Consider the following 25,714-nt stretch of genomic DNA (forward strand, 5'->3'; position numbering starts at 1 on the left):
AAGCCGTAGAGAAATCGAGTCCGAATAGGGCGAATCAGTCGCTGGGTGTAGACCCGAAACCAAGTGATCTATCCATGGCCAGGATGAAGGTGCCGTAACAGGTACTGGAGGTCCGAACCCACTAGTGTTGCAAAACTAGGGGATGAGCTGTGGATAGGGGTGAAAGGCTAAACAAACTTGGAAATAGCTGGTTCTCTCCGAAAACTATTTAGGTAGTGCCTCAAGTATTACCTGCGGGGGTAGAGCACTGTTTAGGCTAGGGGGTCATGGCGACTTACCAAACCTATGCAAACTCCGAATACCGCAGAGTACAGCTTGGGAGACAGAGCACCGGGTGCTAACGTCCGGACTCAAGAGGGAAACAACCCAGACCGCCAGCTAAGGTCCCTAAAATTGGCTAAGTGGGAAACGAAGTGGGAAGGCTAAAACAGTCAGGATGTTGGCTTAGAAGCAGCCATCATTTAAAGAAAGCGTAATAGCTCACTGATCGAGTCGTCCTGCGCGGAAGATGTAACGGGGCTAAGCCAGTTACCGAAGCTGCGGATTTGCAATTTATTGCAAGTGGTAGGAGAGCGTTCTGTAGGCCTGTGAAGGTGTCTGGTAACGGATGCTGGAGGTATCAGAAGTGCGAATGCTGACATGAGTAGCGTTAAAGGGGGTGAAAAGCCCCCTCGCCGTAAGCGCAAGGTTTTCTACGCAACGTTCATCGGCGTAGAGTGAGTCGGCCCCTAAGGCGAGGCAGAGATGCGTAGCTGATGGGAAACAGGTCAATATTCCTGTACCGATCAATAGTGCGATGTGGGGACGGAGAAGGTTAGCTCAGCCAACTGTTGGATATGTTGGTTCAAGCCTGTAGTCGTGCCTGGTAGGCAAATCCGCCGGGCTTAGATGAGGGGTGATAACGAGTCTGCTTGCAGACGAAGTGAGTGATACCCTGCTTCCAGGAAAAGCCACTAAGCTTCAGCTATTGACGACCGTACCGCAAACCGACACTGGTGCGCGAGATGAGTATTCTAAGGCGCTTGAGAGAACTCAGGAGAAGGAACTCGGCAAATTGATACCGTAACTTCGGGAGAAGGTATGCCCCAAGTAGGTGAACTCGTACAGAGGGAGCCCAACGGGGTTGCAAAAAATCGGTGGCTGCGACTGTTTAATAAAAACACAGCACTCTGCAAACACGAAAGTGGACGTATAGGGTGTGACGCCTGCCCGGTGCTGGAAGATTAAATGATGGGGTGCAAGCTCTTGATTGAAGTCCCAGTAAACGGCGGCCGTAACTATAACGGTCCTAAGGTAGCGAAATTCCTTGTCGGGTAAGTTCCGACCTGCACGAATGGCGTAACGATGGCCACACTGTCTCCTCCTGAGACTCAGCGAAGTTGAAATGTTTGTGATGATGCAATCTCCCCGCGGAAAGACGGAAAGACCCCATGAACCTTTACTGTAGCTTTGTATTGGACTTTGAACAGATCTGTGTAGGATAGGTGGGAGGCTTTGAAGTGAGGACGCTAGTTCTCATGGAGCCAACGTTGAAATACCACCCTGGTGTGTTTGAGGTTCTAACCTAGGTCCATTATCTGGATCGGGGACAGTGCATGGTAGGCAGTTTGACTGGGGCGGTCTCCTCCCAAAGCGTAACGGAGGAGTTCGAAGGTACGCTAGTTACGGTCGGACATCGTGACGATAGTGCAATGGCATAAGCGTGCTTAACTGCGAGACTGACAAGTCGAGCAGATGCGAAAGCAGGACATAGTGATCCGGTGGTTCTGTATGGAAGGGCCATCGCTCAACGGATAAAAGGTACTCTGGGGATAACAGGCTGATACCGCCCAAGAGTTCATATCGACGGCGGTGTTTGGCACCTCGATGTCGGCTCATCTCATCCTGGGGCTGTAGCCGGTCCCAAGGGTATGGCTGTTCGCCATTTAAAGAGGTACGTGAGCTGGGTTTAAAACGTCGTGAGACAGTTTGGTCCCTATCTTCCGTGGGCGCTGCAGATTTGAGGAAGCCTGCTCCTAGTACGAGAGGACCGGAGTGGACACACCTCTGGTGTATCGGTTGTCACGCCAGTGGCATTGCCGAGTAGCTAAGTGTGGAAGAGATAACCGCTGAAAGCATCTAAGCGGGAAACTCGTTTCAAGATGAGATCTGCCGGGGCCTTGAGCCCCCTAAAGAGTCGTTCAAGACCAGGACGTTGATAGGCTGGGTGTGGAAGCGCAGTAATGCGTTAAGCTAACCAGTACTAATTGCTCGTGCGGCTTGACCCTATAACTTTGATAGCCAACACGCACACCACAATGGTTGTGTGAAAAGCTCAAAGTCTGTTATGCCAAGTTAGACGCAGTCAAAAGACACAAAATCTGATTCCAGACTCTATGAATTCGTTGTGTTGCCACAAAAGCAGCACGACAACAAGTTATGCCTGATGACCATAGCAAGTTGGTCCCACTCCTTCCCATCCCGAACAGGACAGTGAAACGACTTTGCGCCGATGATAGTGCGGGTTCCCGTGTGAAAGTAGGTCATCGTCAGGCTCTTACAGCCCAGAAAACCCCAGTCTCATAAAGACTGGGGTTTTTTGCTTTGGAAAGGCGGAAGTTAATCACCGCTGTCCCCGCATCTTCTGCAACTATTGGCCATGCAACTGCAAGACATTCTCTATTCCCAGGGCTTTGGTACGCGACGTGTCTGCGCGGGGCTGATTCAGCAGGGATGGGTTTCGGTGTGTGATGCGTCGTTGCCCAATTCGGACTACGTGCTTTGCACGGAGGCAACGGCCGATTTCGAACCCGAAGGGCTGCTGCTTCGCGTGCAAGGGGTGGACTGGCCTTTCCACGCCAAGGCTTACGTACTGCTGCATAAGCCCGCCGGTACGGAGTGCTCTCAAAAGCCTTCTACCTATCCCAGCATCTACACGCTATTGCCTCCGCCGTTGCGCCAGCGGCCCACAAAGAGTGCCGTGCAAGGCGTGCAGGCGGTGGGGCGTCTTGATCAGGACACCACCGGCATGCTGCTACTGAGCGATGACGGGCAGTTCATCCACCGCTTGAGTTCGCCCAAGAAGCATGTGCCGAAGGTCTATCAAGTCACGACCAAACACCCTGTGGATGAGGCGCAGGTGTCGAAACTGTTGGCAGGAGTTGTTCTGGACGACGACCCCAAGCCAGTGCGTGCAGCACATTGCACCATGGTGGACACCCATCGCTTGGATATGACACTGACCGAAGGTAAGTACCACCAGGTCAAACGGATGATTGCAGCTGTTGGTAACAGGGTGGAAGGGCTGCACCGCTCTCGCATTGGAGGCATGGACTTGCCGGCTGATTTGGCGCCCGGGCAATGGCGATGGCTCAGTGCGTCGGATCTTGAGCTTTTGAACAGCAACGCTTGAGTCTTTCTTCGGGGGTAGCCGTCATTGTTTGGCGCCAAGCCTGCGGCCGATACATGGTGCTCCTATCCTTGAAGGTCCGGCCATCCAAGCGAATTCGGCCCTCCTGGTGTAGTGCGACGTCATCTCTCAGCGCACCCGGCATCCTTGCTCGTTCCAGTGCCGACATGACTTTGGTCAAAGAGTGCACGATCACCCTGATGTTACGTGTTGTCGCTCAAGACCGCGGCAGGTGCAGCGCTACACTCCAAGGCTGTGTTGAAAGTGGTTTTGTGAAGATTCTCTCGATTGCACGCACCTGCGTTGTGGCCCTCGGTGGGTTGTGGTATTCCGTTGCCAGTGTCGCATCGGGTGCGCCGCCTCTTTTTGTGCTCAATTCGCTGGAGGCCAACGTCAGCGTCATCGACCCGGTGACTTGGACTGAGACGGCCCGCATACCGACAGGCAAAGAGCCGCACCATCTGTACCTGACGCCCGATGAAAAATCGATCATCGTGGCCAACGCGCTCGGCGATACCCTGACTTTTGTGGACCCTCGTACCGCCGAGGTGCAGCGTACGGTGCGTGGCATTGTGGACCCCTACCACCTGCGCTTCAGCCCGGACATGAAATGGTTCATCACGGCCGCTAACCGCCTGAACCATGTGGATTTTTACCGCTGGGATGGCAAGGACTTGACGCTGGTGCAGCGTGTGGCCACCTCCCGCACGCCCAGCCATCTGTGGATCGATAGCCGCAGCACCACCGTCTACTCGACCATGCAGGACAGTGACGAACTGGTGGCGATTGACATTGCCACTCAGACCATCAAATGGCGCGTCAAAACAGGCCCCATGCCTGCGGATGTCTACGGCAGTCCCGATGGCAAACATCTGTTTGTGGGCCTCACGGGCGGTGACAGCGTGGAGGTGTTCGATATCTCCGGGCGTGAAGCAGTCAGCGTCAAGCGGATCAAAACAGGCAACGGTGCGCACGCCTTTCGTGCCGCTGGCGACGGGCGCCATCTGTATGTGAGCAATCGCGTAGCCAATTCGATCAGCAAGATCGATATGAACACCCAGCAGGTCGTCGAGTCGTACCCTGTGCCTGGCGGACCTGATTGCATGGATGTTTCGGCGGACGGACGCTACATCTACGTCAGTTCGCGTTGGGCAAGGAAGCTGTCCGTGGTGGACACCCAGGCCAAGAAGGTGGTGCGTCAGGTCAACGTGGGTAAATCGCCCCACGGTGTTTGGACCTTGCAGCACGCACCGCGTTGAGCGTTGCACAGCCGGTCAGAGGTATGTTTCTCAGCGCTCTTCGTGTACCTCACGGCAGGCGCCGCAATGCTATTGTATTGATAGCTGCTTGGTCATGTTTCACTAGCGCTACTGCGCAAAATGACTGCAAAAAGCCTCTCTACCTGACCTTTGATACGGGCCACATGGAAGTGGCGCCCTTGGTGGCGGAGGTCCTCAAACGCCAGCAGGTGCACGTGACCTTCTTTGCCGCCAACGAGCGCACGAAGGAAGGCGATGGAAGCCTGGGAGACCATTGGGCTCCGTGGTGGCGTGCACGCGCTGCGGAGGGGCATGAGTTTGCCTCCCATACCTGGAACCACACGTACTGGCGCACCGATGCTGGCAACGCACAACACCCGGCGTTTCGGGTTCGCCCCTCGGCGGGACCGCGTGAGGGGCAGAGTTTTGTGATGTCGGCGGCTGAATACTGCGAAGAAATCACCCACGCAGCGGATCGTTTGAAGGCCATTACCGGCAAAACGCCTTTGCCCCTGTTCCGCGCGCCGGGTGGCAAGACCTCTGCACAATTGATTGCCAGCGCGAAGGCCTGTGGCTACGCGCATGTGGGTTGGTCGCCCGCCGGCTTTTTGGGCGATGAGCTGCCCAGTGAGACGGCCAGCAACACCGCGTTGCTGAACAAGGCGCTGCGCGATGTGCACAGTGGCGACATTCTGCTGGCTCACCTGGGGATCTGGTCGCGCAAGGACGCCTGGGCGCCCGCCGTGCTGGAGCCTTTGATTGAAGGGCTCAAGCAGCGAGGGTTTTGCTTTCGCACCCTGCGGGACCATCCGGACTATGCAGCCGCAGTGGCTCAGGTTCGCTAGAGGGGCTGTGGGGGCCAGTGTGACCATGGATGCAGTGGCGCAGGGCGCAGTTGCCGGATGGGTGCATGAATAAACGGGTGCCAGGGAGCGCAACACGATGGGATGGCTAGGCGGCGTATTTGACAGCGTGCAGCAATGGCTTTTTGAGAGCGTGCTGCAGCCGATGATGTTCACCACAGGGCTGGCCAGCCTGCTGGAGAACGGCTATGAGGCATCCGGCTGGCTGCTGGTGGGATTGCTGCAGCTGGTGGTCATCGTGGCTGTGATTGGCCCCATGCAGCGCTGGTGGCCGGTGGAGCAGATCAATGACCGCGCCACCATTCGCACTGACATCCTCTACACCCTGATTCACCGGCTGGGATTGTTCCGGCTGGCGCTGTTTTTCACGGTGGATCCGCTGGCGGATTCACTGTTTGGTGCCTTGCGTGTGGCGGGTGTCAGCACGTTCCAGCTCGATGGCCTCTGGCCGGGTGTGACGGACATCTCCTGGGTCAGCTTGCTGCTTTATCTGGTGGTGTTCGATTTTGTGGACTACTGGATCCACCGGGGGCAGCATCACTTTGAGTGGTGGTGGCGCCTGCATTCGCTGCACCATGCACAGCAGCAGATGACGATGTGGAGCGACAACCGCAACCACCTGCTCGATGACCTGCTGCGCGACGTGATTCTGGTGACGGTGGCGCAGCTGATTGGTGTTGCGCCGGGGCAGTTCATTGCCATCGTGGCCATCACCCAGCTCAGCGAGAGCTTTCAGCACGCCAACGTGCGGCTGTGGTTTGGTCAGGTGGGGGAGCGGCTCTGGATCAGCCCCCGGTTTCACCGCCGGCACCACAGCATTGGCATTGGCCACGAGACGGTCAAGCCCTCGACTGAGGCGACATCGGGCCAACCCGCAACCCCACCGCGCGTGGTGCTCGGCGGGCATAACTTCGGGGTGCTTCTGCCTTGGTGGGACATGCTGATGGGCACGGCCAACTTCGAAAAGCGGTTTGACCCGACCGGCGTGCGCGACCAGGTGGAGCCGGGGCCTGATGGCCGGGTGCGCGACTACGGTAGAGGCTTCTGGTCCCAGCAATGGCGGGGCGTACTGAGGTTGCTGGGCAAGGCGTGAGCGGCCCGGCGGGCGCTGCCTGTATGCTTGCCGCCATGGGATTACTGCTTGATTCTTTCTGGCGTGCCGCCGCCTACTGTCTGCGTCCGCGCGTGATCGCGCTGTCGCTCCTGCCCCTGGTCTTGATGGCCGTATTGGCGATGGGCCTGGGTCACTTTTACTGGGACGCAGCAGTGCAGGCGATGCGCACCTTGCTCGACGCCTCCTCGTTGCTGGCCAGCGTATGGGGCTGGCTCCAGGGCTGGGGTCTGGGGGATGTGACGGCCGTCATGGCGCCGCTGATGGTGGTGCTGGCTGTGGCCCCTGTGCTGGTGGTGGTGTCGCTGCTGGCCGTGGCGGTGCTGATGACGCCTGCCCTGGTGGCCTTGGTGGCTGCCCGGCGTTTTCCGGACCTGGAGCGCAAAAAAGGCGGGTCTTTCATCGCGAGTGTTGCCTGGTCCGTGGGCTCCACGGTGCTGGCGCTCGTGGCGCTGGTGGTTTCGGTTCCGCTGTGGCTGGTTCCGCCGCTGGTGCTCGTTCTGCCGCCCTTGATCTGGGGGTGGCTGACTTACCGGGTGATGGTGTTTGATGCGCTGGCGGACCACGCCAGCAAGGAGGAGCGCCAGGAGATCTTCCGGCGCCATCGCAGCAGCCTGCTGGGTATTGGCATCGTCACGGGTTACCTGGGGGCGGCACCCAGCATCGTGTGGGCATCGGGTGTGGTGTTTGCCGCCGCGTTTTTTGTGCTGGTGCCACTGGCGATCTGGATCTACACCCTGGTGTTCGCGTTTTCCTCGCTGTGGTTCACGCACTATGGCCTGGCCGCCTTGCAACGCTTGCGGGCCGAGCGGGGGACGAATATGCCCATGGCCGAGCCCGCCCCTTCGTCGGCCTCGTCTGCATTGACCCCACGCCATGCTGACACGCCGGCGCTGGAAACTGCGGCCCCTGCTGCGGCCGTGCTACCACCCCCTGCCATTTCGCCCTCTGGAGACAACGCACCATGACACCTACCTTCGGCCTCATCATCGTGGGCGACGAGATCTTGTCAGGCAAACGTGCCGACAAGCACATGCCCAAGGTGATCGAACTGTTGTCGGCACGCGGCCTGTCCCTGGCCTACGCCGACTATGTGGGGGACAGCCCGGACCGGATCACAGCCACCTTGCAGCGGGCGTTCGCGTCGGCCGATGTTGTGTTCTCGTGTGGTGGCATTGGTGCAACGCCTGACGACCACACGCGGCAGTGCGCTGGACGAGCCCTGGGCCAGGATCTGGCACTGCACCCAGAGGCCGAGGCGCTGATCCGCGAACGCATGCAGGATGTGGCGCGAGAGCAGGGCGTGCCCTACGAGCCTGATCGCTCTGACAACGTGCACCGCCTCAACATGGGCATGTTCCCGGTGGGCGCGCGCATCATCCCCAATCCTTACAACAAGATCCCCGGCTTCAGCTGCGACGGGCCTGGCGGTGGATCCGTGCACTTCGTTCCTGGGTTCCCTGTGATGGCCTGGCCCATGATCGAGTGGGTGCTGGAGCACCATTACGCAGCCCATTTCAACCGCGCGCCGCAGACCGAGCAGTCAGTGGTGGTCTTTGGCGCGATGGAGGCATCGTTGACGCCCCTCATGGAGCAGATTGAAAAATCGCACCCTGATGTGCGGGTGTTCAGTTTGCCCAGCGTAGATCATCCACAATACGGGCGGCATATCGAACTGGGTGTCAAAGGGCCAGCGTCTTCCGTGCCCGCAGCATGGCAGGCACTAAAAACAGGTTTGCACGAATTTGGTGCAAATTGTGGCCCTGAATTGGTGCGCAACCTCTGAGACCCAGATTAGAAAGATGGATTGCACCGTATTGGTGCTTTTGGGCGTATGCCACGCCGACCTGCTGCCAGTAGCGCTCCTTCATAGTGCGGTGCTGCACTCGGCTGGCACGCAAACTGCTTTTGTTTCAGCAAACTCTTTTTTCAACAAGCGCTTTATCCAGGAGAACCTGATGGCCAAGACCGTTGCAGACGTGATGAAGATGGTGAAGGAGAACGAAGTCAAGTTCGTTGACTTCCGTTTCACCGATACCCGTGGCAAACAACAGCACACCACGGTGCCCGTCTCTCACTTCGACGAAGACAAGTTCACTTCGGGCCACGCCTTTGACGGCTCGTCGATTGCCGGTTGGAAGGGCATCGAAGCCTCCGACATGCAGCTGATCCCCGACCCGAGCACGGCCAACATCGATCCTTTCTTCGAAGAAACGACGCTGATCCTGACCTGCGACGTGATCGAGCCCGCCGACGGCAAGGCCTATGACCGCGACCCACGCTCCATCGCCAAGCGCGCTGAAGCCTACCTGAAGGCCTCCGGCCTGGGTGACACCGCCTACTTCGGTCCCGAGCCAGAATTCTTCATCTTCGACGGCGTGCGCTGGAGCACCGAGCCCAACAACACCTTCTACGAAATCGAAGAGTACGAAGCCCCCTGGAACACCGGCGCCAAGCTCGAAGGCGGCAACCGCGGCCACCGTCCCACCGTCAAGGGCGGCTACTTCCCAGTGCCTCCCGTTGACAGCACGCAAGACATGCGCGCCGAGATGTCCCTGATCCTCGAATCCCTGGGCATCCCGGTCGAAGTGTTCCACCACGAAGTGGCGGGCGCTGGCCAGAACGAAATCGGCACCAAGTTCAGCACGCTGGTCGAGCGCGCCGACTGGACCATCCTGCAAAAGTACGTGATCCACAACGTGGCCAACGCCTACGGCAAGACCGCCACGTTCATGCCCAAGCCTTACCACGGCGACAATGGCTCCGGCATGCACGTGCACCAGTCCGTGTGGAAGGACGGTAAGAACCTGTTCGCTGGCGACGGCTATGCCGGTCTGTCGGACTTCGCGCTCTACTACATCGGCGGCATCATCAAGCACGCTCGTGCCCTGAACGCCATCACCAACCCCGGCACCAACAGCTACAAGCGCCTGGTGCCTCACTTCGAAGCCCCGGTGAAGCTGGCCTACTCGGCCAAGAACCGTTCTGCCTCGATCCGCATTCCTTATGTGGCCAACCCCAAGGGCCGTCGCGTGGAAGCCCGCTTCCCCGATCCACTGATGAACCCCTACCTGGGCTTCGCTGCACTGCTGATGGCCGGTCTGGACGGCGTGGAAAACAAGATCCATCCGGGCGAAGCCGCCACGAAGGACCTGTACCACCTGCCTCCAGAAGAAGACAAGCTGGTGCCCACCGTGTGCCACAGCCTGGACCAAGCCCTGGAGCACTTGGACAAGGACCGCGCGTTCCTGACCAAGGGTGGCGTGTTCACCGACAGCATGATCGACGCCTACATCGATCTGAAGATGAACGAAGTGACCCGCTTCCGCATGGCCGTGCACCCTGTCGAGTACGACATGTACTACTCGCTGTAATCGTCTGCTTGCAGACCATGGCTCAAAAAGGCGGCGCAAGCCGCCTTTTTTCATGGGCGGGCGAAGCGGGCGGGCGCGCTGAGTGCACGCGGTGGAACCAAGGCGTCAGGTGTTGCATCCGTATACACAGCCCTGCAAGGGTCTGTCTTTGTTGGATTGGAGATGTGGGGTGATTGGGGGATACTCCCCCGACCCCTGCATGTCTGTGCGAGGAAACCGAATGAAAAAAACGCTCATCACCCTGCTTCTCATCGCCGCCGCCGTTCCCGCAGTCCAGGCGCAAGACCGCATCTACCGTTGCGGCAACGAATACACCAATAACGCGCAGCAGGCCAAGGAGCGTGGCTGCAAGCTGGTCGAAGGGGGCAATGTCACCGTGGTGCAAGGCACCCGCCCAGCGTCTGCCGCAGCCCCTGCCGCCGGTGGCGGTGGTGCAGCAGCCCCGTCGTCTGCGACCTCGCCCGCCAACGCTCCGCGCGTCAGCAACAACGAGCAAAAGTCCCGCGACTCGGATGCTCGCGCCATTCTGGAGTCCGAGCTGCGCAAGGCGGAAACGCGCCATGCCGAACTGCTCAAGGAATACAACAACGGCGCCCCCGAGCGCAACGCGCTCGATCTGCGCAACCCCCAGCGCTACACCGAGCGCACGGCCGAACTCAAGGCCAGCCTGGCCCGCAGCGAGAGCGACATTGCGGGGATCAAGCGCGAGATTGCCCGCCTGCCCGCGCCCGCAGCGCCCACCAACTGACCACGGCGACAGCGCGTGAGTGCCCCTTCCTTTTCCGACCTGCCCGGCACTGACACCGGGCGTTTTCATTCCCTGGACCTGATGTCCACCCTGGTGGCGGTGCTGCGTGCGGATGATGGTGCCGTGCAGTTTGCCAACGCCGCCCTGGAAAACACGCTGGGCCTGTCGCGCCGCACCCTGGAAGGGGCGGACTTTTCCACCTTCTTCACCGACCCCGCATTGCTGCAGACCGCCCTGGCGGGCGCCCGGGGCAAAGACTTTGCCGCGCTGCGCTACGAGGCCAGCCTGAAACGCCTGCACCAGGACCCGGTGCCCGTGCATGTCAATGTGGCCGATGCTGAACAGGTGGGCGAAATCCTGGTAGAGCTGTGGCCGCTGGAGCAGCAGGCCCGCCAAGACCGCGAAGAGCGCCTGCGCGACCAGGCCCAGGCCAACAAGGAGCTGATCCGCAACCTGGCCCACGAGATCAAGAACCCGCTGGGCGGCATTCGGGGCGCGGCGCAACTGCTGGAGATGGAACTCGACAACCGCGAGCTCACCGAGTACACCCAGGTCATCATCCACGAGGCTGACCGCCTGCAAAGCCTGGTGGACCGGTTGCTAGCTCCCCACCGCCATCCGCATCTGGTGGGCGACGTGAACATCCACGAGGTGTGCGAGCGGGTGCGCTCGCTCGTGCTGGTCGAATACCCGCAGGGCCTCAAGGTACAGCGCGACTACGACACCTCCATCCCCGAGTTTCGTGGGGACCGTGCGCAGCTCATTCAGGCGGTGCTGAACATCGTACAGAACGCGGCCCAGGCGCTGTCAGAGCGCATTGCCAAGGGCGATGCCGTGATCACACTGCGCACGCGCGTGGCCCGCCAGGTCACGTTCGGTCGGCAACGCTATCGGCTGGCACTGGAATTGCATGTCATCGACAACGGACCGGGCGTACCCGATGCCATCAAGGAGCGGATTTTTTACCCCTTGGTGTCGGGTCGGGACGGCGGATCAGGGCTGGGGCTGACGTTGGCGCAAACCTTCGTGCAGCGACACCACGGGTTGATCGAATGCGACAGCGTACCGGGTCGCACCGACTTCCGAATCCTGATCCCCTTGCCTTGACAGCGCACGACGGTCCCTGACACGCAACCACAGGGAAGGTAAGAAAAATATATGAAGCCGATCTGGATAGTAGATGACGACCCCTCGATCCGCTTCGTCCTGGAAAAGGCGCTGGCCCGCGAGAACCTGCCCACGCGCAGCTTCACGCACCCGCGCGAAGTGCTGGACGCACTGGCCGATGTCACTGCGGGCGACCCCGCCCGCCAGGGCCCCCAGGTCTTGGTGAGCGACATCCGCATGCCCGGAGGCTCGGGCCTGCAACTGCTGGAGAAGGTGCGCGAGCTGCAGCCCGGCCTGCCCGTCATCATCATGACGGCGTACTCCGACCTTGACAGCGCGGTGTCGGCCTTTCAGCGCGGCGCGTTCGAATACCTGCCCAAGCCCTTTGACCTGCCCAAGGCGGTGGAGCTGATCCGCCGCGCGGTCGAAGAAAGCCAGCGCGAAGAAGTCACCGAAGAGCGCCAGACTGCAACCCCCGAAATGCTGGGCCAGGCGCCCGCCATGCAGGACGTGTTCCGCGCCATCGGGCGGCTGTCGCAAAGCCAGGTCACGGTGCTCATCACCGGCGAATCCGGCTCGGGCAAGGAACTGGTGGCGCGCGCGCTGCACAAGCATTCGCCCGTGGCGGACGGCCCCTTTGTGGCCATCAACACCGCCGCCATCCCCAAGGACCTGCTGGAGAGCGAACTCTTCGGCCACGAGCGCGGCGCCTTCACCGGTGCGCAGACGCAGCGGCGCGGCCGCTTTGAGCAGGCCGAGGGCGGCACGCTGTTCCTCGATGAAATCGGCGACATGCCATTTGACCTGCAGACGCGTCTTCTGCGCGTGCTGTCTGACGGCCAGTTCTACCGGGTGGGCGGCCACGCGGCCGTCAAGGCCCATGTGCGCGTGATTGCCGCCACCCACCAGAACCTGGAGCAGCGCGTCAAAGAGGGTGGCTTCCGCGAAGACTTGTTCCACCGCCTCAACGTGATCCGTCTGCGCCTGCCGGCCCTGCGTGAGCGGCACGAGGACGTGCCCATGCTCACGCGCCACTTTCTGCAGCAAAGCGCGCGGCAGCTGGGTGTGGAGCCCAAGCGCATTGCCGACTCTGCGCTCGCGCGGCTGGAGCAGTTTGCCTTCCCGGGCAATGTGCGCCAGCTGGAGAACATCTGCCACTGGCTCACGGTGATGGCACCCGCGCAGGTGATCTCGCTGCAAGACCTGCCCCCCGAGGTGCTGGAGGCCCCGGTGTATCAGCCGCCCGTGCGCGCTACCGCGGGTGCCGAGCCTGCGGCAGCGACGGTGACATCCATGCCGGTGGCCCCGCTGGCGCCTGTCGCACCGGTGGCGCAGCCTGCACCCGAGCTGGTGGGGGGGCTGCACCCCGCAGCGCCCGTGTCGATCCCCGTGCCCGCGTCTGCACCTGCGGCCGCTGCGTCTTGGTCGGCCGACGCTGTGGCAGCCCCTGTGGCTGCCGCCCACAGCTGGGAACAGGCACTCGAAACAGAAGCGCAAAAACTGCTCGCAGGCGGCCAGCCCGAGGTGTGGGACGCGCTCACGCGGCGCTTTGAGTCGCGCCTGATTCGTACGGCCCTGGTGGCCACCCACGGCCGCCGCATGGAGGCCGCGCAGCGTCTGGGCATTGGGCGCAACACCATCACCCGCAAGATCCAGGAGCTGGGCCTGGATGCGCCGGATGAGGCGTGAAAATGGCCGCAGGCGCATGTTGATCATGCCTCTGCAGCTATTGAAATAATAGCGATGCAAAGTGCCACTACATCGCTGGTGGCATCGCTGTAACCCGGCCCGGATGCGCGCTGCGCATCGCACTGCATGGCGGGCCACGTCCTACATGCAGGCCCTCCCTGGGCCGACCCGGCACTTCGGAGGTGGCTTCAACAATGAAGTCACTGTCAACCAACCGGAGATGTTCCTATGTCGGATTTCAACGATGCCAACCGTGACCCTTTGACCAATGAGCCGGGTGCTCACCCTGTCGGAACGGGCGTGGGTGCTGCCCTGGGTGGCGCTGCAGCCGGCGCTGCTGCCGGTGCTTTCGGCGGCCCGGTCGGCGCTGCCATTGGTGGCGTAGCGGGGGCTGTGGCCGGCGGCCTGGCTGGCAAGGCGGCTGCCGAGGCCGTCAACCCCACCGAAGAAGACGCCTATTGGCGCGAAACCTACCACCGCGAGCCCTACTACGTGGGCGGCCGCACGTACGACCAATACCGTCCGGCCTATGAGCTGGGCTGGTCGTCCGTGGGCCGCTACGAGGGCGACTTTGACGCCATCGAGCCGCGCCTGGCGGACGACTGGCGCGCACGCCACGGCAGCGACGGCCTGGCCTGGACCGATGTGCGCCCCGCCACGCGTGCGGCGTGGGAGCGCGCCGCCAACCGCACTGCGCTTGCCACCGACCGCCCCATGGACGTGATCGACGCCGAAGATGTGGTCGATGTACTCAATGACCTGCTGGAGTCTGCACGCGACGGCGAGTACGGCTTCCATGCCTGTGCAGAGCATGTCGAGTCGGGCCAGCTCAAGGGCATTTTCCAGCGCCACTCGCGTGAATGCGCCGCTGCCGCTGTCGAACTGGAGCATGAGATCCGCCGCCTGAATGGCGACCCTGCACAGGGCGGCACGGTGGCAGGTGCGTTGCACCGGGGCTGGGTGTCGGTGAAGACCGCGCTGTCCACCCAGGACGATAAGGCCGTGCTCGAAGAATGCGAACGTGGCGAGGACGCTGCGGTAGCCCGCTACCGCAAGGCCTTGAAGGCCGCACTGCCTGCCGATGTGCGAGCGCTGGTGGAGCGCCAGGCACAAGGCGCCCAGAGCAACCACGACGAGGTGCGTGCACTGCGCGACGGGTTCTCGCCCCGGCCCTGATCCCAGGTGCCAAGGGCGACCCTTGGGTATACCGCGCCTGACCGGGCGCCGGTTGCTGCGCTGAGGGCTGACCCCAAGAAAAAGGCTGCCAGAGCATTCCTCTGGCAGCCTTTTTTTACGTCGCGTGCGGAGCGGCTCAAGGGTGCATCAGGCGCTCATCGTGACCACCACGGGCGCGTGGTCGCTGGGCTGCGGGTTCTTGCGCGGGGCGCGGTCCACCACGCAGGCCGTCACTGTGGGCTTGAGCGCTTCGCTCACCAGGATGTGATCGATGCGCAGGCCCCGGTTTTTCTGGAAGCCCAGCATGCGGTAGTCCCACCACGAATAGCTTTTTTCGGGCTGCTCGAACATGCGGAAGGCATCGGTCAGTCCCAACGCCAGCAGCGCCTGGAAGTGGTTGCGCTCTTCGGTCGTGTGGTGGATGGTTTCGCGCAGGCCTTCGGGGTCGTACGAGTCGCGGTCTTCCGGCGCCACATTGAAGTCGCCCACCAGCACCAGGCGGGGGTGGGCCGCCATCTCGGCGCGCACCATGTCCTGCAGGGCCTGCAGCCAGCGCATCTTGTAGGCAAACTTTTCCGAGCCCGGCTCCTGGCCGTTGACGAAGTAGCCGTTGAGCAGGCGCAGCGGGCCTGTGGGCGTGTCCAGCGTGGCGGCAATGACGCGGGCCTGCTCGTCGCCAAAGTCAGGGATGTTGCGCACCACGTCGCGCAACGGGTGGCGGCTCAGGATGGCCACGCCGTTGTACGTCTTCTGACCGAAGGCGACGGCTTCGTAGCCTGCCTCTTTCAGCGCGTCGTGCGGAAACTTGTCGTCGGTGAGCTTGAGCTCCTGCAGGCACAGGGCATCGACCGGGTTGGCGGCCAGCCAGGCCAGCACCTGGGGCAGGCGCACCGACAGGGAGTTCACGTTCCAGGTGGCAATTTGCATGGTTTTTGGCCGGTAGCGCTAGTGAATCATGCGCTAGCAGCTATCAAAATGTGAGTAAAAGAGTGGTGGAGCTGCGCCGTCAGCTGCGGCGCACACGGGTCACAAAGCTGAACGGCAGTCCATTGGTGCTGACGTGGTGCTCGCGGGCAGTTTCTACCCATTCTGGGCCCAGCACGGGGGCATAGGCATCGCCGTCAAAGTCTTGCGCAATCTCCGTCACCTCCACGCAGTCCGCCAGGGGCAGGGCCTCGGCATAGATCTGCGCGCCACCGATGATCCACACGGTCTGGCCCGCGTCGCACAGTGCCAGGGCCTCGGCCAGGCTGCCAGCGCGGTGCGCACCCTCGGCCTGCCAGTCGCCCTGGCGCGTCACCACGATGTTGGTGCGGCCGGGCAGGGGGCGAAAGCGCGGGGGTAAAGAGTCCCAGGTCTTGCGGCCCATGACCACCGGGCAGCCCTGCGTGAGCTGCTTGAAGTGCGCCATGTCCTCGGGGATGTGCCAGGGCAGGCGGTTGTCCTTGCCGATGACGCCGTTGGCCGCGCGGGCGTATATGAGGTGCAGGGGCATAGGGCTCGCTCGGTGCTTGGGAGGTGGATGGGATCAGATGTGCAGGAACGCCAGCGCGCCCACGCCCAGGCCCACGGCGGCCACGCCGTACATGCCGTATTCCAGCCACTTCTTCTTGGTCAGCAGCGCAATGGCGGCCAGGGCGATCGCGACCTGCAGCGCGGTGGTGGCCTGGGCCCAGCGGTGGTGCTGGTGCATTTGGGCTTCGCTTTGCTGGTCGAACGCGTGGGCGTCGGCTTCCAGCTTTTCGGCCACGGTCTTGATCTCGTTCTTTTCTTTTTCGTAGCGGTCGATCTTGGCCTGGTACTTGGCCTTTTCCGTCTCGGCCGGGGTCAGGTCACGTGCCAGCTCGGCCAGGCTTTGTTTGGTGCTTTTGGACTGGAAGTAATTCCACTGGTTGGAGGCCTCGGTCTTCTTGATGGCCGCGTCGTTCTTCATCAGGCCCGCATTGGCCTGCGTGGCGCCGCCCATGTAGGCAAAGATGGCGCCCACCGTGGCCACAATGGCCGTGAACATGGCGATCTTGTTGGTGGACGAGCCGCCGCCGTGGTCCGCGCCGTGGTGTGCAGCATCGTGGCCGTGGGTGGCATGTTCGACCGCGTGGTCGTGGGGGCCGTGTACGTGGAATCCGCCGGAAGACATGGATAGAAACTCGTTGTATTGGTTATGGGGGAAGGCAGGGCGGGTGCAGCTGGCGCACCGGGGCGGTGATCAGACCGCCACGGGCGCCTTGATGGCCGGGTGGCACTGGTAGTCCAGCACCTCAAAGTCTTCGTACTCGTAGTCGAAGATGCTGTCCGGCTTGCGCTTGATGTTCAGCACGGGGTAGGGGTAGGGCGTGCGTGCCAGCTGTGTTTGCACCTGTTCGTGGTGGTTGCTGTAGATGTGGCAGTCGCCGCCCGTCCAGATGAAATCGCCCACATCCAGGTCGCATTGCTGCGCCACCATATGGGTCAGCAGCGCGTAGCTGGCGATGTTGAAGGGCACGCCCAGAAAGATGTCGGCGCTGCGCTGGTACAGCTGGCAGCTCAGCGTGCCGCGCCCACCGGGCTCTTGCGCCGGGGCCACGTAGAACTGAAAGAATGCGTGGCAGGGCATCAGCGCCATCTTGTGCAGCTCGGCCACGTTCCAGGCGCTCACGATGATGCGACGCGAGTCAGGGTTGGTTTTCAATGTCTTGATGACGTCGCTGATCTGGTCGATGTGCCCGCCGTCTGGTGTGGGCCAGCTGCGCCACTGCACGCCATACACGGGGCCCAGGTCGCCGTCCTCGCGTGCCCATTCGTCCCAGATGGTCACGCCGCGCTCTTTCAGCCAGTTGTTGTTGCTGGAGCCGGTCAGGAACCACAGCAGCTCCTGGATGATGGACTTGAGGTGCACCTTCTTGGTCGTGACCAGCGGAAAACCTTCCTTCAGGTCAAACCGCATCTGGTGACCGAAAACGCTCTTGGTGCCGGTGCCCGTGCGGTCCGACTTGTCCACGCCGTGCGTGAACACATGGCGCATGAAGTCTTCGTACTGGGAGCGCACAGGGCGGGCAGGCAGGGCAGAGGCTGCCGGAGCGGCAGAAGGCTGGGTCATGGGATGGATCACTCAGGGTGGGGCGCCGCCATCAAGGGGTGGCCGTTGCCGACGGCGGATTTTATGCGGAGCGGGACAATGCGGGACTCGCCTTCCATCCACTGCAGTTCCCATGACGACTTCCGACACCCCCGTCACCATCCGCCCCCTCCAGGCTGCCGACTGGCCCGCCGTGTGGCCCATCCTGCGCACGACCTTCCAGGCGGGAGACACGTATGCCTTTGCCCCCGACAGCAGCGAGGCCGAGATCCACAAAGCCTGGGTAGAGCTGCCTGCAGCAACCTTTGTCGCCCTCGGTGCGGGCAGGGAGATTCTGGGCACCTACTTCATCAAGCCGAATCAGCCTGGGCAGGGCGCCCATGTGTGCAACTGCGGCTATGTGGTGGCGCCGGTTGCGCAGGGGCAGGGTGTGGCGTCGTTGATGTGCGAGCACTCGCAGCAGCAGGCTGTGGCCATGGGCTTTCGGGCCATGCAGTTCAACCTGGTGGTGGCCAGCAACGTGCGCGCCGTGCGGCTGTGGCAGCACCTGGGCTTTGCGATCGTGGGCACGTTGCCTAGGGCCTTCAGGCACCACACGCTGGGCTATGTCGATGCCCATGTGATGTTCAAGACACTGGTGGCCTGAGCCGGTTGCCCACGCAAAAAGGGCTCCCAAGTGGGAGCCCTTTCAGAGTCCGGGGTCCAGGCCAGCAACGTGCGAGGCCACCCCCCGGGAAGCTCTGCGTTCTTACATAGCGCTGATTTCGCCCGATGGGATCTTGCCGGTGCGCACAGCTTCAGCAGCCTGGGCACGCACAGCAGCCCGGTCGGCCGTGGACTTGTAAGTCACCACACGCGAACCAGCGGGTTCGATGCTGCGTGTTTGAGCCACGGTAGCGGCTTCGGCTTGCACTTCAGCGCGGGTGCGGTTGGTTTCGAACTTGGTGGCGAATTGCGAAGCATCGGCTTCGTCAGCCTGGGCACCAAAAGAAGCGAAAGCAGCGACAGCGGCGATGGAGAGGAAACGTGCGGTGTTGTTCATGATTGATAAGTCCTTGAAGCTAAAAAAAAAAGCGTCTCAAAAAAGCCGGGTCAAAAACCATTCCTGAACCGGGTTCGGTGAGTCGCCTTGCGGGTTCGGCTCATCGATGGGTTGAACTGTACGCCGATGGTCTTCAGAGAAAAACTACGCAGTCGCAAACTGACTGTTCCAGTTTTGGAAACAGTGGGCGCGCACGAAGTGTGCACCGTGCGGAATTTGCTCTGGGCAACTCAGCACTAAGGCAGGCATCCCGGGCCCGCAATGCACATACCCAATTGATGGATCTAGGTGTAAATCCTGAGATTCTGGCGAAATTTAGTATGTGTATGGCTTTTCAAAGTATCAACTGAGCATCAGAGCATCGGTATCGTTCAGTCCATCAATGCCGCGATCCGACTGGCGTTGAATGGCAGATCCATACCAACTACGCAGGAGACGTTCCGATGCCCCGTTCCACCCGTCCACACACCCGCCTGGCCCTGGCCGTTGCTGCCCTGGCGGCATCGCTGTGCGGCGCCGCTGCGCATGCGCAGACCGAACTCGTGATTGCCACCGTGAATAACGGCCACATGATCGAGATGCAGAAGCTCAGCAAGAACTTCGAGCAGGCCAACCCCGACATCAAGCTCAAGTGGGTGACGCTGGAAGAGGGCGTGCTGCGCCAGCGCGTGACGACCGACATCGCCACCAAGGGCGGCCAGTTTGACGTGATGACCATCGGCATGTACGAGGCGCCCATCTGGGGCAAGAAGGGCTGGCTGCAGGAGCTGAAAACCGACGCCGCCTACGACGTGGACGACCTGCTGCCCGCCGTGCGCAATGGCCTGTCCATCGACGGCAAGCTGTTTGCCGCGCCGTTCTATGGCGAAAGCTCGATGCTCATGTACCGCAAGGACCTGGCCGACAAGGCCGGCGTGCAGGTGCCCGAGCGCCCTACCTGGCCGCAGATCAAGGACCTGGCCGCCAAGATCCACGACCCCAAGAACGGCGTGTACGGCATCTGCCTGCGCGGCAAGCCGGGCTGGGGCGACAACATGGCCTTTTTGACCACGCTGGTCAACACCTTTGGCGGCCAGTGGTTCGACATGCAGTGGAAACCGCAGCTCGAGTCCAAGCCCTGGAAGGATGCGATCACCTTCTATGTCGACCTGCTCAAGAACTACGGCCCTCCCGGTTCGTCCGCCAACAGCTTCAACGAAATTTTGGCACTGACCAACTCGGGCAAGTGTGGCATGTGGGTGGATGCGACCATCGCCGCGTCGTTCGTGGCCGACCCCAAGCAGTCCAAGGTGGCCGACCAGATGGCCTTTGCCCAGGCGCCCACCATGAACACGCCCAAGGGCGCCAACTGGTTGTGGTCGTGGAATCTGGCGATCCCCGCAGGGTCCAAGAAGGTGGAAGCCGCGCAGAAGTTCATCACCTGGTCCACCAGCAAGGACTACATCCAGCTGGTTGCCAAGACCAACGGCTGGGCCAACGTGCCGACCGGCACGCGCAAGAGCACGTATGCGTCGCCCGAGTTCCAGAAGGCAGCGCGCTTTGCGGCGGCAGAGAAGACCGCGATCGACTCGGCCAACCCCACCGACTCGACCTTGCCCAAGAGTCCGTACGTGGGTGTGCAGTTCGCTGCGATTCCTGAGTTCCAGGCCATCGGCATTGCGGTGGGGCAGCAGATGAGTGCAGCCCTGGCAGGCAAGACAACGGTGGACGCCGCGCTCAAGGCCAGCCAGGTGACGGCGGACCGCGAAATGAAAAAGGCCGGCTACTACAAATAGGCATTCATTCGGCTACTGCGCGGGCCGATCCGGGGCCGGTGTTCCTCGCCGTACGAGAGTACGGCTGCGGTACAGCGACCCCGCCTCGGCCCGCTCGCGACGCCGACTGAACGCCTATTTCTGCTGGACTTTTTTTTCTGAGGCCTCCATGAATCGCCGCCTGCTCCCCCGCCTGCTGCTCACGCCAGCCATGGCCACGCTCTGCCTGTGGATGATCGTGCCGCTGGTGATGACGATCTACTTCTCGCTCATCCGCTACAACTTGATGCAGCCGGACCAGACCGGTTTTGCCGGGCTGGAGAACTTTGAGTATTTCGTCACCGACCCTTCGTTTGCCACGGCAGTGGTCAACACGCTGCTGCTGCTGGGCAGCGTGATCCTCATCACGGTGGTGGCTGGCATTGCGATTGCACTGCTGATCAACGAGCCGTTTGCGGGCCGGGGCATTGTCCGGGTGCTGCTGATCTCGCCGTTCTTCGTCATGCCCACGGTGAACGCGCTGATGTGGAAGAACATGATGATGAACCCCATCTACGGCGTGCTCGCGCAGGTGTGGATGTTCTTCGGCGCGCAGCCGGTCGATTGGCTCACTGACTACCCGCTGTTCTCCGTCATCGTGATGGTGTCATGGCAATGGCTGCCCTTTGCCACGCTGATCTTCATGACCTCGCTGCAGAGCATGAACCACGAGCAGCTCGAAGCCTCGCGCATGGACGGCGCCAACTACCTGCAGCAGCTGCGCTACCTGTACGTGCCGCACCTCGCGCGCTCGGTGGCCGTGGTGGTGATGATCGAACTCATTTTCCTGCTCAGCATCTTTGCCGAGATCTACACCACCACCGGTGGGGGGCCGGGCGATGCCAGCACCAACGTCACTTTTTTGATCTTCAAGCAGGCGCTGCTCAATTTTGATGCGGGCGTGGCCTCGGCTGGAGCGCTGTTTGCGGTGGTGCTGGCCAACATCGCGGCCGTGTTCCTCATCCGCATGGTCGGCAAAAACCTCGACAAGTAAGGCTCGCATTTTTATGACCGCACGACGCCGTTCCCAATTTCCCCTAGCCATGCTGGCCCTGCGCACCGCTGCGGCCTGGGCCGTGGCCCTGCTGCTGGTGTTTCCGCTGGCTTGGCTGTTTCTCACCGCGTTCAAGACCGAGCTGCAGGCCATTGCCGTGCCGCCACTGTTCGTCTTCACGCCCACGCTCGAAAACTTTCACGAAGTGCAAGAGCGCAGCGACTACCTGCTGTACGCCAAGAACTCGGTCATCACCAGCGTGCTTTCCACCGTGCTGGGGCTCATGCTGGCCGCACCTGCGGCGTATGCCATGGCCTTTTTCAAGGGCAAGTACACCAAGGACATCCTGATGTGGATGCTTTCAACCAAGATGATGCCCGCCGTGGGCGCGCTGGTGCCCATCTACGTGCTGGCGCAAAAGAGCCACCTGCTCGACACACAGCTCGCGCTGATCATCGTGTTCGCGCTGTCCAACCTGCCCATCATGGTCTGGATGCTGTACTCGCACTTCAAGGACATCCCGCGCGAGATCCTGGAGGCCGCGCGCATGGACGGGGCCACGCTGTGGCAAGAGGTGCGCCTGGTGCTGCTGCCGCTGGGCATGGGCGGGCTCGCATCCACCGGCCTCTTGTGCCTGGTGCTGTCATGGAACGAGGCGTTCTGGAGCCTGAACCTGAGCGCCGCCAAGGCGGGCACGCTGGCCACGCTGATCGCCTCGTACTCCAGCCCCGAGGGCCTGTTCTGGGCCAAGTTGTCTGCGGCATCGCTGATGGCCATCGCGCCCATCGTGGTGTTTGGCTGGTTCAGCCAGAAGCAGCTCGTCCAAGGTCTTACGTTCGGCGCGGTCAAGTAAAGCGCAGCGTTCATCTCCCCAGTTTTCAAGCATTCAGGAACCCGATTCCATGGCCTACCTTCAACTGCGCGGCATCGAGAAATTCTTTGGCGAGCACCGCGCCATCAAGGGCATCGACCTCTCCATCCAGAAGGGCGAGTTCATCGTCTTCGTGGGTCCTTCGGGCTGCGGCAAGTCCACGCTGCTGCGGTTAATTGCAGGGCTGGAGCACATCGACGGTGGCACGCTGATGCTGGACGGCCGCGACATCACCGACCAGCCGTCGAGCAAGCGCGACCTGGCCATGGTGTTCCAAAGCTATGCGCTGTACCCGCACATGAGCGTGTACGAGAACATGAGCTTCGCGCTCAAGCTGGCCAAGGTGGACAAACAGGTGATCGATGAGAAGGTGCAGAACGCCGCGCGCATCCTCAACCTCACGCAGTACCTGCAGCGCACGCCCAAGGAGCTGTCGGGCGGCCAGCGCCAGCGTGTAGCCATCGGCCGCGCCATCGTGCGCGCGCCCAAAGTCTTCCTGTTCGACGAGCCACTGTCCAACCTCGACGCAGCGCTGCGCGGCCAGACGCGCGTGGAGATCGCCAAGCTGCACCGCGACCTGGGCGCCACCACCATCTATGTGACCCACGACCAGGTCGAGGCCATGACGCTGGCCGACCGTGTGGTGGTGTTGCGCGACGGCATTATCGAGCAGGTGGGCACGCCCCTAGAGCTGTACGACCGGCCCGCCAACCAGTTCGTGGCCCAGTTCATCGGCACGCCGCAGATGAACGTGGTGCCCCTGCCGCAGCTGCCACCGCCCGTGCAGCAGCAGGCGCCGGAAGGCGCGATGGGCGGCGCTATTGGCCTGCGCCCGGAGAACATCACGGTGCGCAACACCGGCGCAACGCCGGTGCCGGGCCAGGTGGACCTGGTGGAAGCGCTGGGCGCCGAAACCCTGATCTACGTGAGCACCCCCGGCGGAGCGCAGTTTGTGGCCCGCCAGAACGACCGCACAGGCCTGCGCGCGGGCGATGCGGTGAGCCTGGACATCGATGCCTCACAAGCCCACTGGTTCGACCCCCAAGGCCGCGTGGTGGCCCGGCAGGCTGCATGATGGTCATGAGCCTGCAATACCCACTCCAAGGCAAGGTGGCGGCCATCACTGGCGCGGCTTCTGGAATCGGTTTTGCCAGCGCCCAGGCCATGGCCAATGCGGGCGCACGCGTGGTGCTGATCGACCGCGACGAGGCCGCGCTGGCCAAGGCCTGCGCGGCCATTGGCGAACGCGCTTCGCCGCTGGTGCTCGATCTGCTGGATGCCCGGCAGTGCGCCAGCCTGCTGCAGCGCGCGTTGGCCATTGCAGGACCGCTGGACATCTTTCATGCCAACGCGGGGCTGTATGTGGGCGGCGATCTCGTCGATGCCGACCCTGACGCCATCGACCGCATGCTGCAGCTCAATGTCAATGTGGTGATGAAGAACGTGCACAACGTGCTGCCCCACATGATCGAGCGCGGCGCGGGGGACATCGTCGTGACCAGCTCGCTGGCCGCGCATTTCCCCACGCCGTGGGAGCCCGTCTATGCGTCGTCCAAGTGGGCGGTCAACTGCTTTGTGCAGACCGTGCGCCGCCAGGTGTTCAAGCACGGCATCCGCGTGGGCTCCATCTCGCCCGGACCTGTCATCACCTCGCTGCTGGCCGACTGGCCCGCAGAAAAGCTCGCCGAGGCCAAGGCCAGCGGCAGCCTGATCGAGGCCTCTGAAGTGGCCGAGGTGGTGCTGTTCATGCTCACCCGCCCACGCGGCATGACCATCCGCGACGTCGTGATGATGCCCACGAATTTTGATCTTTAGAAACCCGCTGTCACGCACCATGAATTTCATCCTGCATCTGGGCCTGGGCTCCTTTCACCGTGCCCACCAGGCCGTCTACGTTCACCAGCTGCGCCAGCAAGGTGACACGGGGTGGGCCATCGCGGGCGGCAACCTGCGCCCCGACATGGCCGACACCATCGCTGCCCTGCAGGCGCAGGGTGGCCGCTACACGCTGGAGACGGTCACGCCCCAGGGCGAGCGCAGTTACGCCGTGATCGAGTCCATTCAGCGCGTGATTCCTTACCAGGACGATCTGGCCCCGCTGATTGCCATGGGTGCCGACCCCGCCACACGCATCATCAGCTTCACGGTGACCGAGGCAGGCTACTACCTCGACGCGAAAAACCAGCTCGACTGGCCCACCTTTGCCGACCTGCGCGCCGACCTCGCGGCAGTCAAGGCAGGCCAAGCGGGCCACACCATTTACGGCGGCCTGGTCAGCATCCTGCGCGCGCGCATGGCTGCGGGTGCGGGCCCCGTGACGCTGATGAACTGCGACAACCTGCGCCACAACGGCGAGCGGTCGCGTGGCGGCCTGTTGCAGTTCATCGACGCCCTGGGCGACGCGCCGTTGAAAGGCTGGGTGGAGCAGAACACCACCAGCCCCAACGCCATGGTGGACCGCATCACGCCGCGCCCCACACCCGATGTGGCCGAGCGCGTGCGCGCCGCCACCGGCTGGGACGACAAGGCCGCGCTCATGGGCGAGAGCTTCATCCAGTGGGTCATCGAAGACGACTTCATCGCCGGCCGTCCTGCGTGGGAGACGGTGGGCGTGGAGATGGTGCAATCAGTGCAGGCTCACGAAGAGGCCAAGATCCGCCTGCTCAACGCCACCCACAGCTGCATTGCCTGGGCGGGCACGCTGGCGGGCTACCAGTACATCCACGAAGGCACGCACGATGCCGCCATCCGCCAGATGGCCTACGACTACGTGACCGACGACGCGATCCCCGTGCTGCTGCCGTGCCCCATCGATCTGGAACGTTACCGCGACGTGGTGCTGGACCGCTTCGGCAACCCCGCCATCGCAGACACCAACCAGCGTGTGGCCATGGATGCGTTCTCCAAGATCCCCGGCATGATCGCGCCCACCATCCGCGACAAGCTGGCGCGCAATGCGTCGTTTGACAGCGTCGCCATGCTGCCCGCACTGTTCCTGGCCTACCTGCAGCGCTGGCACGCCGGGCAGATCCCCTACACCTACCAGGACCAGGCCATGGACCCGGCCGTGGCCCACGCCATCTGCGAGGCCACCGACCCGGTGGCTGCCTTCGCGGCCGACACGACCCTGTGGGGCGAGATGGTCGGCCGCCCCGAGCTGGTGGACACCCTGCGCAAAGCCTATGCCCGCGTGCTGGCCTTTGTAGCGCAGCGGACAGGCGCCTGATGCTGGTGTAACTTCGGC

General features: G+C 62.2%; 23 protein-coding genes and 2 rRNA genes (1 of these 25 running past the window's edge). 20 read left to right on the forward strand and 5 right to left on the reverse strand.

Annotation, left to right across the window (positions count from 1 at the left end):
- The 13 genes from ACOYR4_RS08305 to ACOYR4_RS08365 all read left to right on the forward strand — a co-directional run.
- Window positions 1-2,267 (forward strand): 23S ribosomal RNA (locus ACOYR4_RS08305); it begins 612 nt to the left of the window's first position.
- A gap of 154 nt (window positions 2,268-2,421) precedes the next feature.
- Window positions 2,422-2,534: ribosomal RNA gene (rrf, locus tag ACOYR4_RS08310) — 5S ribosomal RNA — on the forward strand.
- 104 nt (window positions 2,535-2,638) lie between these two features.
- Entirely contained in the window at window positions 2,639-3,391 is a 753-nt protein-coding gene (locus ACOYR4_RS08315) for a 16S rRNA pseudouridine(516) synthase (RefSeq protein WP_015013426.1), read from the forward strand.
- Window positions 3,392-3,660: 269 nt separating this feature from the next.
- The gene (locus ACOYR4_RS08320; RefSeq protein ID WP_422849636.1) at window positions 3,661-4,647 is read left to right on the forward strand and encodes a YncE family protein; all 987 of its coding nucleotides are present in this window, start codon (window positions 3,661-3,663) and stop codon (window positions 4,645-4,647) included.
- 164 nt (window positions 4,648-4,811) lie between these two features.
- The gene (locus ACOYR4_RS08325; RefSeq protein WP_422849220.1) at window positions 4,812-5,492 is read left to right on the forward strand and encodes a polysaccharide deacetylase family protein; all 681 of its coding nucleotides are present in this window, start codon (window positions 4,812-4,814) and stop codon (window positions 5,490-5,492) included.
- Between the two features lie 97 nt (window positions 5,493-5,589).
- A complete protein-coding gene (locus tag ACOYR4_RS08330; protein WP_422849221.1) occupies window positions 5,590-6,603 on the forward strand; it encodes a sterol desaturase family protein in 1,014 nt (337 codons plus the stop codon).
- A gap of 35 nt (window positions 6,604-6,638) precedes the next feature.
- Window positions 6,639-7,589: an EI24 domain-containing protein gene (locus ACOYR4_RS08335; RefSeq protein ID WP_422849222.1), complete on the forward strand. Its 951-nt coding sequence runs from the start codon at window positions 6,639-6,641 to the stop codon at window positions 7,587-7,589.
- A complete protein-coding gene (locus tag ACOYR4_RS08340) occupies window positions 7,586-8,407 on the forward strand; it encodes a competence/damage-inducible protein A (protein ID WP_060985994.1) in 822 nt (273 codons plus the stop codon). The genes ACOYR4_RS08335 and ACOYR4_RS08340 overlap by 4 nt, the downstream gene beginning before the upstream one ends.
- Before the next feature lie 172 nt (window positions 8,408-8,579).
- Window positions 8,580-9,995 (forward strand): type I glutamate--ammonia ligase, encoded by a 1,416-nt coding sequence (gene glnA / locus ACOYR4_RS08345; RefSeq protein ID WP_015013432.1) that lies wholly within the window; start codon window positions 8,580-8,582, stop codon window positions 9,993-9,995.
- 220 nt (window positions 9,996-10,215) lie between these two features.
- Window positions 10,216-10,743, forward strand: coding sequence for a hypothetical protein (locus tag ACOYR4_RS08350; RefSeq protein ID WP_015013433.1), 528 nt, complete (start codon window positions 10,216-10,218; stop codon window positions 10,741-10,743).
- A gap of 81 nt (window positions 10,744-10,824) precedes the next feature.
- The gene (glnL, locus tag ACOYR4_RS08355; RefSeq protein WP_043566259.1) at window positions 10,825-11,850 is read left to right on the forward strand and encodes a nitrogen regulation protein NR(II); all 1,026 of its coding nucleotides are present in this window, start codon (window positions 10,825-10,827) and stop codon (window positions 11,848-11,850) included.
- 51 nt (window positions 11,851-11,901) lie between these two features.
- A complete protein-coding gene (ntrC, locus tag ACOYR4_RS08360; protein ID WP_422849223.1) occupies window positions 11,902-13,539 on the forward strand; it encodes a nitrogen regulation protein NR(I) in 1,638 nt (545 codons plus the stop codon).
- A gap of 228 nt (window positions 13,540-13,767) precedes the next feature.
- A complete protein-coding gene (locus ACOYR4_RS08365) occupies window positions 13,768-14,715 on the forward strand; it encodes a ferritin-like domain-containing protein (RefSeq protein ID WP_422849224.1) in 948 nt (315 codons plus the stop codon).
- Between the two features lie 147 nt (window positions 14,716-14,862).
- Here ACOYR4_RS08365 and xth read toward each other — a convergent pair whose 3' ends face one another.
- From xth to ACOYR4_RS08385, 4 genes are all read right to left on the reverse strand, one after another.
- Complete coding sequence (gene xth / locus ACOYR4_RS08370) at window positions 14,863-15,642, reverse strand: exodeoxyribonuclease III (RefSeq protein WP_015013437.1); 780 nt, start codon at window positions 15,640-15,642, stop codon at window positions 14,863-14,865.
- Window positions 15,643-15,721: 79 nt separating this feature from the next.
- Window positions 15,722-16,210: a dihydrofolate reductase gene (locus ACOYR4_RS08375; protein ID WP_422849225.1), complete on the reverse strand. Its 489-nt coding sequence runs from the start codon at window positions 16,208-16,210 to the stop codon at window positions 15,722-15,724.
- A gap of 33 nt (window positions 16,211-16,243) precedes the next feature.
- Window positions 16,244-16,852 (reverse strand): DUF4337 domain-containing protein, encoded by a 609-nt coding sequence (locus ACOYR4_RS08380; protein WP_110959108.1) that lies wholly within the window; start codon window positions 16,850-16,852, stop codon window positions 16,244-16,246.
- 69 nt (window positions 16,853-16,921) lie between these two features.
- On the reverse strand, window positions 16,922-17,791 hold the full coding sequence (locus ACOYR4_RS08385; RefSeq protein ID WP_110959107.1) for a thymidylate synthase: 870 nt from the start codon (window positions 17,789-17,791) through the stop codon (window positions 16,922-16,924).
- 112 nt (window positions 17,792-17,903) lie between these two features.
- Between ACOYR4_RS08385 and ACOYR4_RS08390 the strand changes: the two genes are divergently transcribed.
- Window positions 17,904-18,416 (forward strand): GNAT family N-acetyltransferase, encoded by a 513-nt coding sequence (locus ACOYR4_RS08390; protein WP_422849226.1) that lies wholly within the window; start codon window positions 17,904-17,906, stop codon window positions 18,414-18,416.
- Between the two features lie 102 nt (window positions 18,417-18,518).
- On the opposite strand, the gene ACOYR4_RS08395 is transcribed toward ACOYR4_RS08390, so the two are convergent.
- The gene (locus tag ACOYR4_RS08395) at window positions 18,519-18,812 is read right to left on the reverse strand and encodes a DUF4148 domain-containing protein (protein WP_309823299.1); all 294 of its coding nucleotides are present in this window, start codon (window positions 18,810-18,812) and stop codon (window positions 18,519-18,521) included.
- A 443-nt stretch (window positions 18,813-19,255) separates the two neighbouring features.
- Here ACOYR4_RS08395 and ACOYR4_RS08400 point away from each other — a divergent pair, with 443 nt between their 5' ends.
- The 6 genes from ACOYR4_RS08400 to dalD all read left to right on the forward strand — a co-directional run bounded on the left by ACOYR4_RS08400 (window position 19,256) and on the right by dalD (window position 25,696).
- A complete protein-coding gene (locus ACOYR4_RS08400) occupies window positions 19,256-20,587 on the forward strand; it encodes an ABC transporter substrate-binding protein (RefSeq protein ID WP_209820341.1) in 1,332 nt (443 codons plus the stop codon).
- Between the two features lie 148 nt (window positions 20,588-20,735).
- Window positions 20,736-21,599, forward strand: a complete 864-nt coding sequence (locus ACOYR4_RS08405; protein WP_422849227.1) for a carbohydrate ABC transporter permease — start codon at window positions 20,736-20,738, stop codon at window positions 21,597-21,599.
- Window positions 21,600-21,648: 49 nt separating this feature from the next.
- Entirely contained in the window at window positions 21,649-22,452 is an 804-nt protein-coding gene (locus ACOYR4_RS08410) for a carbohydrate ABC transporter permease (protein WP_422849228.1), read from the forward strand.
- Between the two features lie 49 nt (window positions 22,453-22,501).
- Window positions 22,502-23,545, forward strand: coding sequence for an ABC transporter ATP-binding protein (locus ACOYR4_RS08415; RefSeq protein ID WP_015013520.1), 1,044 nt, complete (start codon window positions 22,502-22,504; stop codon window positions 23,543-23,545).
- Window positions 23,546-23,550: 5 nt separating this feature from the next.
- Entirely contained in the window at window positions 23,551-24,285 is a 735-nt protein-coding gene (locus tag ACOYR4_RS08420; protein WP_422849229.1) for an SDR family oxidoreductase, read from the forward strand.
- 19 nt (window positions 24,286-24,304) lie between these two features.
- A complete protein-coding gene (gene dalD / locus ACOYR4_RS08425) occupies window positions 24,305-25,696 on the forward strand; it encodes a D-arabinitol 4-dehydrogenase (RefSeq protein WP_422849230.1) in 1,392 nt (463 codons plus the stop codon).
- Window positions 25,697-25,714: the final 18 nt, after the last annotated feature.

This window comes from Acidovorax sp. M14, assembly GCF_049331375.1.
Classification (GTDB): Bacteria; Pseudomonadota; Gammaproteobacteria; order Burkholderiales; family Burkholderiaceae_C; genus Acidovorax.